At 34.9% G+C, this 10,601-nt stretch carries 3 protein-coding genes; all 3 read right to left on the bottom strand.

Annotated elements, in window-relative coordinates:
- Positions 1 to 4,338, bottom strand: a 4,338-nt coding sequence (locus ACYU7A_RS07985) for a beta strand repeat-containing protein (RefSeq protein ID WP_460575563.1), incomplete at its 3' end; no start/stop codon positions are given.
- A gap of 139 nt (positions 4,339 to 4,477) precedes the next feature.
- Positions 4,478 to 9,862, bottom strand: a complete 5,385-nt coding sequence (locus ACYU7A_RS07980; RefSeq protein WP_460575561.1) for a GEVED domain-containing protein — start codon at positions 9,860 to 9,862, stop codon at positions 4,478 to 4,480.
- A 361-nt stretch (positions 9,863 to 10,223) separates the two neighbouring features.
- On the bottom strand, positions 10,224 to 10,589 hold the full coding sequence (locus tag ACYU7A_RS07975) for a hypothetical protein (RefSeq protein ID WP_460575559.1): 366 nt from the start codon (positions 10,587 to 10,589) through the stop codon (positions 10,224 to 10,226).
- Positions 10,590 to 10,601 lie beyond the last annotated feature (12 nt).

Genomic DNA, 10,601 nt, shown 5'->3' with positions numbered 1-10,601 from the left:
TCCAGTAAAACAAACTGATTGGTTAGATGGATTTGTATCAATTGCCGGAGCTGTATTTACATTTAATGTAACAGTAATCGATGTTGGATCGTTAGCTGGACCATTGATTACAACATAATAATTTGTTCCTGAATTAGCAACTGTTCTATTAGCAATTGTTAAAGTAGCTGTGTTAGCCCCTGAATAATCACCACCATTAACAATAGCTACGCCACCTAAACCTGTATCTTCATACCATTGGTAAGAATATATCGGACTTGGTAAAGCAGCTAAATCTTCATCAACAACTGTTCCTGAAGCTACAACTGTAAAAGTAGCAGTTCCTGAACCACATAAATTACTATTACTTGGTTGTGTTGCAATACCTGTATTTCCTACATTTAATAAAACAGAATTTGAAACTAATGGATCACATGGAGAAGTTCCTGTAATTACACATTGGTATAAATTACCATTCATAGTATCAGCACCATTAGTAATAGATAAACTATTTGATGTTGCTCCGCTATAAATTCCACCATTTGTTATTGGATTGAAATTTGTTCCTCCATCTGTAGATTCTTCCCATTGGTAAGAAATTCCTGTTCCTGATGCTACTAAACTAAATGATGCATTAAACAATCCACCTGATGAAACAACAGTTTGATCAACTGGTTGAGTAGAAATAGCCACTGGCTCTCTTACATCTACCAAATATGATGAAGTAGTTGAACAACCTGCATCTGTTACTGTATAGGTTGCTGTAACTGTTCCAGCTGAAAAACCTGTAAGTTCTCCACTAGTACTAATAGTTGCAGTACCTGTACCATTAACAACGCCCCACACTCCTAAAGCAGTCGCATTTGTTAAAGACAATGTATTTGGCATACATAATGCAGTAGCACTTCCTGCAGCGATAATTGGAGCTACAGTAGGATTGGTGTTTACAACTAATGCTGTTGCATTTGTTCCTGAAGTAAACGCATTATATACAACAAATGTTCCAGCAGTACTTGAACCTGTTAAAGCTACCGTAATTGTAGTATCATTAACAACTGTAAAAGGAGTTGAAACTCCATTTAAATGTACAGCTGTAGCATTTGTAAAATTAGAACCTGTTAAAGTTACAACAGTTGTTGCTAAATCAGCAGAACAAATAGTTGTTGGAGTAAAACTCGAAACCACAATTGGTGGAGCAGTTAATGTCCAAGCAAATGTAAAAGTTCCAGCACCTGCAGCCCAACCATCTTGAATCCAATAAGCTGTTTGAGAAACACCTGTATTGTTAACCCATACTTCATTTTGAATATCTGTATCTCTACAAATAACAACTGTTGGTGCACCACAAGTTCCATAAACTAAAGTGTGAACAGAATCATAATCATTAACCGTTTGTCCTATTGTTAAAGTAAATCCAGCAGGAACTGTAATTGAATAATATAAGTCTGGTGCAGTACCAGTTGTATTACAAGTTGAAGAAAAATTATTAGTAGCACCTACAGTTGTTCCACTATAAGGACTTGTTAATGCATCTAAGCTTATTGCACTTGAACAAACATCACCAAATATAAACATGAATGGTGATGATGTAGACCAACTACTATAGTCAGTTCCTAAAGTACATTCAGAACGTACATGTAAATAATAATTTACTGAAGGAGTGATTGCAACTCCTGTAGCAGAAGTTGAAGTTGTTATTGTTCCTGATGTTGGAGGAGTTGCTGATGTAGTTACTGCATATTCATATTGAACTGGAGCATTACCACTAGCTGAAGGCGTCCAACTTACATCAACTGAAGAAACTGTTAAATTATTTGCAGTAAGTCCAATAGGGCCATAACAAGTTGGAGAAGCTTTTATTGATACATTATCTAAATAAGAGTTGTAACCAGCATTACCTTGAAATAAGAATCCTACATATAAGCTAGCTTGGTTACCAGCACCTGAAGGCAAAGTAATTACATATTTAGTCCATCCAGCTGTTGCACTATATCTTCTTATTTGAGATCCAACTGATGTCCATGTTGTTCCATCAGTTGACCATTGAGGCGTAATACCTTCTGTTAAATATAAGGTTGCTCCACCATCAGTACTATGGTACCAATAAAATTCTACGTCAACACTAGTAATTCCTGTTGAAGAAATAACTGGTGATACTAAACGTGTTTGAGTAGAATTACTATAAGAGTTATAATATACCATATGCGTTCCTTCTTGAGGACTTGCTGTAGGTAATGTTGCTGAAGTAACAAAAGTTAATGGCAATGAACCACTAACATTTTGTTGAGACCAACAAGATGGTGCAGTTGCAGCATTAAATCCTTGACTTAAAGGCAAAATAGCAACATCGCATAACGTTGTAAATGAGAATGCACTTGTCCAAGCAGACTTATTTGTACCATTACAATTAGAACGCACCCAAACATAATAAGTCGTAGCTGAAGTCAAACCACTTAAATTAGTTGTTAAGACACCTGCACCTACACTTCCACTTGGCGTTGTTAAATCATTTGGAGCTGTATTAGAAGTTGAGTAATAAAACTCATAACCACTCCCAGCAGCAGGAACTGAAGCTACCCAAGTAATAGTACTTGAATTTGTCGTAATTGCTGAAGCAGATATTGCACCTGGTGATTGAGGACATAAAGATAATATACCATCAAACTCATCTGCACCGATATCTGGAATACTTCCACCACCATTTACAGAACCTGTAGGTCCTGGACGAGCATCACCGTCATAATCAATATTAATTCCTGATATGGCTACAGTAGCTCCTGCAGATTCCAAAACAGAAGTACTTCCAGCAGGAATGTGTAAATCAGTTGCTGAAGCAAAAGATGGATTTACTGAAAAACTATTAGCGTCTTTAGCAGTAGCTGTTTGCCATGCTCCAAGATTAGATCTATTAGCGGCATTGTAATAACCAACATGACCACCTGGAACAAAATAATTATTATTATTAACAGTTCCACCTGAAATATTTAAGGTCCCAGCTGTGTAAAAGCCATAAGCTACAGTACTTGTAGCATTATTAATAAGAATATTATTTAAAAACTTATCAAATCTTACTCCAGCAACTGAAGCATTAACACAAAAAGAAGAAAAGTTAAGTCCACTTCCCAATTGAGTGTTCATTACAATTGTATTGTTTACAAAATTAACTCCAGTAGCTCCTGCTGTAAAAAACACTCCAGTTGGAATAAATGTACTTGTTGCTGAAGTTTGATAAACAACCATTTTACAATCTCTAATAAAATTATTAGCAATTGTTGACAAAGTATTATTAGTTGCACCTGTAATAAGAATTCCATGAGCACCATAACCACTAGTTGTAGACTGATTAATGTCATGTATGTTGTTTCTTAAAATAGATATACCAAAATTTGAAGAACCCACTTCAATACCAGCTATTGATGCTGAATATCCAGTAGTACCATAATCCCCTACTCTAATATCATTTCCTTGAATTAATGCTCCACCAGTAGTAACTGCTGAAAATGAAACAAGTATACCTCTGTTACCAATATTATCTGCAGAAACAGAACTACCAATAACATTATTTCTAATAATTAATCCAGTATTTGGATATGTAGCACTAGCCCCATTAGCCCAAACTCCATGATAAGCACGTGTAATAAGATTATTTTCAATAATAGTATTTAAACTACTATATGCTCCTGTAGTTATTGCAGAAGAGTTTGACATAACAATACCATAACTAGTTGTTGTAGAAGTAGCAGAATTTCTACCTCCAACAACAATACAGTTTTTAACAGTATTGTTATCAGCACCATCAGTACCTGTTGTACTATTGGAAGCCAAACGAATCGCTGCAGTACCTGTTGAAGCATTTGTTGCAACAATAATACTAAGATTCCTTGAACCCGGTGTAGCTAAATCATCACCATCAATAGTAACATTATCAGCACCTGATAATTCAATTACACCTCTACTCGCTGTTGGTGCAGCGGCTGAATTAATTGTAGCATTTCCACTTGCTGTTAACAAAATTGAAGTATAACTCGATGGAGTTGCACTTCTTAATAAAGCAACAGGTGTTGCTGGCTCAGTTGTAGAACCTGTAACAGTTATTACTATAGCTCCTTGATGCGTTCCTGCATTGATAGCAGTAAAAGCAGCATTAACTGTAGCATAACTTCCTGTCGTGGTACCAGCGGTAGCTGAGACCGAAACTTGAGAATAAACTCCAATACCTGTAAACAAACAGCATATTAAAATAAAATTCTTAAGCCAAGACAACTTCGTTTTGGAAGCAGAACTATTTGTTACTGCATCATCACGAAAATTGAATTTCGATTTTGGTCTGAAATTCAACGAAAAGTAGTCATTCGTCATAATTTAAAAAAATTGGTTAATTAAAAAGGGTCAATATATAAATAAAGTTATATAAACATTTTAAAATTAGCTTATGAATTAAGCTAAAAAAACAACCATACAAATTAAGAAAACTTGTATGGTTGCATTATGTAAAAAACTAATAGATAATTTTTTTAGAAACTTTCGTACCATTTTCAGACTCAACAACAACTAATAAAACTTGTTGCGATGAATGAAGATTGGTAACTTTATATTCCGTTGCATTTACTTTATCATTAGAGAATAATAAGCTTCCTCTTATGTCAAATATTTGAACAGATTTCATTGGAGTCAATGAAGAAGTAATATTTATTGTTTGATTTTCTTTGAAAATTACTAATGATTCATCGGTAAACAATTGATCATTTACTTGTAAAGCACTGTCTGTAAAACGTAATGCAAAACGATTGTCAAAAGTTCCTGCATTAGTTGTAAACGTATAATTACTTAACTTAATATTATGTATTACGTTTAATAATTTATCTTCTAAATATACTTTTTGAGTATCGAAAATACCATCAAAGTTTGATAATTTTATTTCATAACTACCAGCTATTGTACTCTTAAATCCTAATGGTACAATATCATTTTCATTAAATGGTAAACCACGACCTTGAATAGCTAATTTCTTAATTCCTAATGTAGAATAGAAATTCACTGAACTTCCAGAATCTAAGATTTCACCGTCATATCCACTATCATAATCATTGGTTGCACCTCCTGCATATCCTACCATTGTTTGTTTGTAAGCTCCTTGATTGTTAAATACTTCTAACCAAACGCGGCTTTTGTTACTAGGATTTACAGTGGTAGCTTGATTGTTATATCTAAAGAATTGATTGTTCAATCCGGCAATTCTCATAGAGTTATTGAACACTGCTGAACCATTCATCAAACCTTTTATAAAGAAACTTTGTCCAGAGGCTACTTTTCCGTTTGGAACTGCATTATTAGCTCCTGGAGCACCAGTTGTACCAATTCCTCCCATATAATTGTAAACCGCATAATCACTATTTACATAGTTGTTATTAGTAACAATAGTGTTATGCGTCCATAAATATATAGTTTTTTCAATTACTCCTGTACCTGTAGTAATACCATTGAAATCGAAGAACGTATCAATATTTAAAGCACTTGGATACGGATTTCCAATCAAGTTAACATCTGCGGCACCAATAACTATTGGCGTACTAATAACACCATTATTTGGAGTACCAAAAAACTGACCATTAAATATAGAAGGTGTAATAGGGTCGAAATTATTTGGTGATCTTATTATATAACCTTTACCAGCAATCATTAAGTTAGTACCTGTTTCAACTACCCAATTATTGATTGCTGGATTGAATGATAAATATTTATCAAATAGTGTTTGTGGAGATAATCCAACTAATGTTTGAGGAGCCACTGGTGAAGACCAATAGGTATAATCAAATTTTCTAACTGGTGTAGTATTTCTTTTATAAGTAATGTTACCAACGTTAGTAATACCATTTACTACTTGAACTAAACTTGAATTATTTTCAAAGGTTAAAGTTCCTCCAGAAGTATCTACAATATTTTGTACAATTAATGAATGACCTCCTAAGAAGGTAACATCACCACTTGAAATATATACTGAACAAGCATTTAAATCTCCTGTCGAAGTATAATCACCATCAAAAATTGCTGTCATTGTTGCATTTGGCGGACTAGGACTCCATGCAGAACCATCCCAAGTTGTTGAATTATAAGTTACAGTAATAACATTTGAAAAAGCCGTACAACTTCCATTTGTAACTACCGCTCTGTAATATCTTGTTGCAAACAAGTTACCCATTTGAGCAGATGTCAATGTAGCTGAAGCACTTGCCGGAATAGCAATAGGTGTTGTAAAAGCTAAAGTTGCCGAATATTGCCATCCAGTAACCGTACCTGTAGTACCTGTTAGAGTTAAATTAGAAGGCGCTCCATAACAAATCGTTTGGTTACCAGAAGCAGTTCCTGCAACAATTGGCGAAACAGTTACTGGAACTTCTGTTACTGTTGAACAAACTGGCGACGGAGTACTTGCGCTTGCAGTATAGGTAACAGCTGCAGCTGGCATTGCATATACAGAAGCAGATCCTGTACCAGCTAAATAAGGTAACGTTGCAGCAGCATTAGTATATAAACCTGGAACAGCTACTCCATTTGCAACTGGACCTACTAAAGTATTCCAAGTTACAGCAGATGAAGCACTTCCTGAAACAAGCACATTATCTACAGACCATGACCAGTCATAATTAGCATTATACCAAAAACGAATATAAACAGTAGCTTGACCTAAATAAGCATTAAGTGGAATAATAACATTTTGGAAATTTGTATAAGTACCTTGATCTGTTGTGTAAACTGCTAAGTTAGTCCAAGTTGTTCCATCAGTTGAAACTTGAACTGTACCACTATCTCCTGAGAAAAAATTATAGGTATGCCAGAAACTTAATGAAGCTTGTGTATAACCTACTGTACTAAATGATGGAGAAGTCAAAAAGGTATTTGATACCAAAACTCCGGCAACAGAACCAGTATCACTATCTGCATGATAAAATTGAGATGAATCATTACTTTGAATTGCACCCAATGGCTCATTGTACCCGTTTGGTCTTAATGTCCACAATGCAGCAGGATTACCTCCGTTATTTGCTACTGTCCAAGCATTAGTTGCAGCATTAAAATTCTCATTTAATATTGGAAATCCTGCAACGATACCACCGGTAGCAGTAAGCTGAACTGCAGGCCCTGCTTGACAAACAGCTGGTGTTGCTGGAGTAATTGTAATTGGTGTTGGCAATGGATTTGCATTATAAACAAACTTCACTCTATTAAATCTGAATGGCGAAGCTGTTTGAGATGCTGTTAATGTATAAGTTTGTGTTGTATTTGATGTAATAATATAAGGATCTCCAACTGTACCAGATCCTGTTACTCCTGTTGCTGGCGACCAAGAAAAAGTTTGGTAATCAGCAAAACCAGTTGTAACAACAATAGGATTAGATGGACTTCCAGCACAAACTGTATCATCAATATTATCAATTACTAATACTGGCGGAACTGTTACTACTTCAAATCCGTAGTCTTCAGTTTCACCTCTAGTCATTGCTGCATTACAAGCACTTGGACTTGTAGCATTCCAGTCTACAACTATTCTCATTCTTGTTAAACCTAGTAAAGCTGTATTTGGAACTGTGAAATTAACTGTAGGTGCAGTTGATAAGTAAGCTCCAGAATTATAAACTCTTTCAGTTGTATTATCAAATGTACCATCTTGATTCCAATCTACCCACATTGCAATACCTACTCCACCTGCCATGTCATTGTAGGCAGTAGAAACTGTAACATTCCCCAAACGCGCTTGTGTAATAATTTGTGACGTATAATTTGCATAACCACCTGTTGCATATCCAGTTGCATTTGACACATCTGAAATAGCACCAGTTGTTGCAAAGTTTGTAAAATAATTTTGGTTACCAGTACTTCCTGAAGCGCAGTAGTTAATTTGTACTGGAGTTGTAAAAAATGGATTTCCTGCATTATTCAATGCTACCCATTCACCAAAATCTCCAGCACCACAACTAGAACGAACCCAGAAATAGTAAGTAGTTAATCCTGCTAACCCTGTTAAAGTAACGTTAGTAGAACCAGTTGTACCAGAAGGCACTGTACTATTTGTTGGAGCTACACCAGTAGTATTGAAATAATATACATAACCAGATCCTGGTGTTGGTGTTGGCGGCGTCCAGCTTAAGAATGCTGATGAACCTGTTATACTTGAAACAGAAACTGCCGTTGGTCTTAAACAAATTGATTCATACACTTGTAAATCATCAACAAATAATTGTCCATTGTTAGGATCTGAAAAAGCTTTCAAACCGAAATAATACACTCCATCTGCAGGTGGCGTAAAAGTGATTTTATTTTGAAAAGGCGAAGCTTTAATGTTATTATGAGTATCTAAAATTGTAGTCATAGAACCCGACAATGGCGATGTACCATAAGCAACTTGCATTTTATTTGTCACTGTAGATGGAACATCTGTTCCTCCATATAAGTAATCTACTGTATATGATTTAGAAGCCAATAAATTAATACCTCCTGTATAGAACCATACATTTGCTGGATTCGAATTTCCTGGATTTTGACCATTATACATTAATATGTTTTGATCCATACCAGAACCTGTATAATAATCTGCACTAGATGTAACCCAAGGATTTCCTGTTCCTATATTTTGTTGTGAAGAACAAACAGGAAGCAATAAACCTACAGTAGCATGGTAAGGTGTTGTTCCATTTGGAACTGGACCATCGAATGGCTCATAATAAGGTGTATTTACAGGCAAACAATAAGTAGTAAAAGTACTAACAGTTGACCAAGCACTTACATTAGAAGGAGAAGTACTACATACCGAACGAACTGCATAATAATATTGTTGACCAGCTGTTAAACCTGTTAAACCTGCCGTAAGTACTCCTGCTCCTGTAGTTCCTGTAACTCCTGTTGGTGTTGCAGATGTTCCTACATAATATTCGTATCCGAATGCTGGTGCAGGCGTTGCAGCTGACCAATTGATAGTTGCTGTTGACGAAGTTAAACCTGTAACATTAAGACCTCCTGGCGCAAAACACGTTACTGGAGTAAATCTAAATAATCTGAATGATGCTGGTTGTATTGTTGCAGCAGCAGTTGTAGAAGTCCCTCTTGTAATAACAGTACTAGTATTGGTATTAGGAACTCCACTTAAAATTGTCGTCATAGTACCTGCTGGCCATGGAAGAAGGCCGTTAGTATAACCTAAATTATTAAAATCTGCGTTATTTAAACCTCTCAATCCTATCTGACCTTGCAAAGGTTGCGATGTATTGAAGGTAACACTATTATAGTGCAACTCAATTACATTGGTCGACTCGTATAACCAAATTTGAAACACCAAATTACTTGTTTCGCCTCCTGCAGCAGCAGCAGTTCCTAAATTATTAGATCTCTTAACATTCCACTGAACCTTAAAAATTCTACTACCAACTGGAGCTGGTGTAGTGTAATGCGCCACGTTGAAAGTTGCAGAAGCTGGGACTAAATCCAAATCAGCACCATATCCAGAAACAGCACCATCATATCCTGTTGCACTTGAAATAGGAGTTACTTCACCTGGTAATGGAGGAGTTGCTCCAAAAGTCAAAAATCCATTTAAAGAAACATTTACTGAAGTTTGCGAAGCTCCTCTAAATTGAAATGTAAATGGCAATGCAACATTAACAACACCACTATCTATATTACCTGTAGTAGCAAATAAATTTGTTGATGTTGGAGAAGCAGGTAATGCAGCAAATGCAGGCGTAATTGACAACTGATCTAATTGATAAGCCGAAACCTGAGCATTTACATTATTACCACCTAGAAACCCCACTACTAAAACCACTAAGACTTTAATTGTGTTAGATTTTAAAAAGGCATTCGTTACTTTTTCTTGTAATGATATCATCATAGCATTTGTATTTAGGGTAATATACTTTTATTATAAGTTGATAAAAATACATTAAATTTTTGTAAAATTTTAATATAACTAACTGTCTAGCTGACAAATCGACGAAGTGTAAAATATAATCGATAAAAAACATAGTGTTTTAAAAAAAACACTCCTTAATAAGTAAGAATTATTTTGATAAAATATGCTTTTTACCAATTTTAATTAAACATTACCTCATTGTTATTTTTTCAATATTTTAACATTAAAAAATGACGAAGTGAAATTATTGTTTTCAATAAATTATTAAAACAAAAAAAGCTTCTCAAAAATGAGAAGCTTCTATTCTAACTAACCTACTATATTCTAATTTTAACCTAACTTACGCGATTGCTGTTTCTTGACTGATAACTCTTTTCATGAAAGTTCTGTAAAGCACTTTATTTGGAGTTACACCAGAAGAAATAATTTGTTTTTTTCTAGAAACTGTAGTTGCAGTTTCATCTGCTTTTTGAATAGTTTGACCTTGTTTAGAACCCATAAACCAATTCATGAAATCTACATCAGATTCAAAAGCAATAGTTTGAACTGAATCTGTGCAAATAGTAGTTGGTTCGCAAACTGGAGTAACCTCTGTTTTTGTTTGACCAAACATACCTACGCTTGACAATAAAAATACAATAAATAAAACAACTAAAAACTTTCTGTTTTCAGAGATGAAAGAAGTTGATGTAGTATTTGTGTTCATTGCTTTTGTTTA

It is taken from the genome of Flavobacterium koreense (assembly GCF_054776075.1).
Note: the sequence above shows the minus strand (reverse complement) of the source record. Positions and strands in the feature narration are given on the sequence as shown.

What these genes read in the sequence shown, in the direction of transcription:
- ACYU7A_RS07980 (WP_460575561.1), bottom strand. Translation starts at nt 9,862, where the DNA reads ATGATGATATCATTACAAGAAAAAGTAACGAATGCCTTTTTAAAATCT.
- ACYU7A_RS07975 (WP_460575559.1), bottom strand. Translation starts at nt 10,589, where the DNA reads ATGAACACAAATACTACATCAACTTCTTTCATCTCTGAAAACAGAAAG.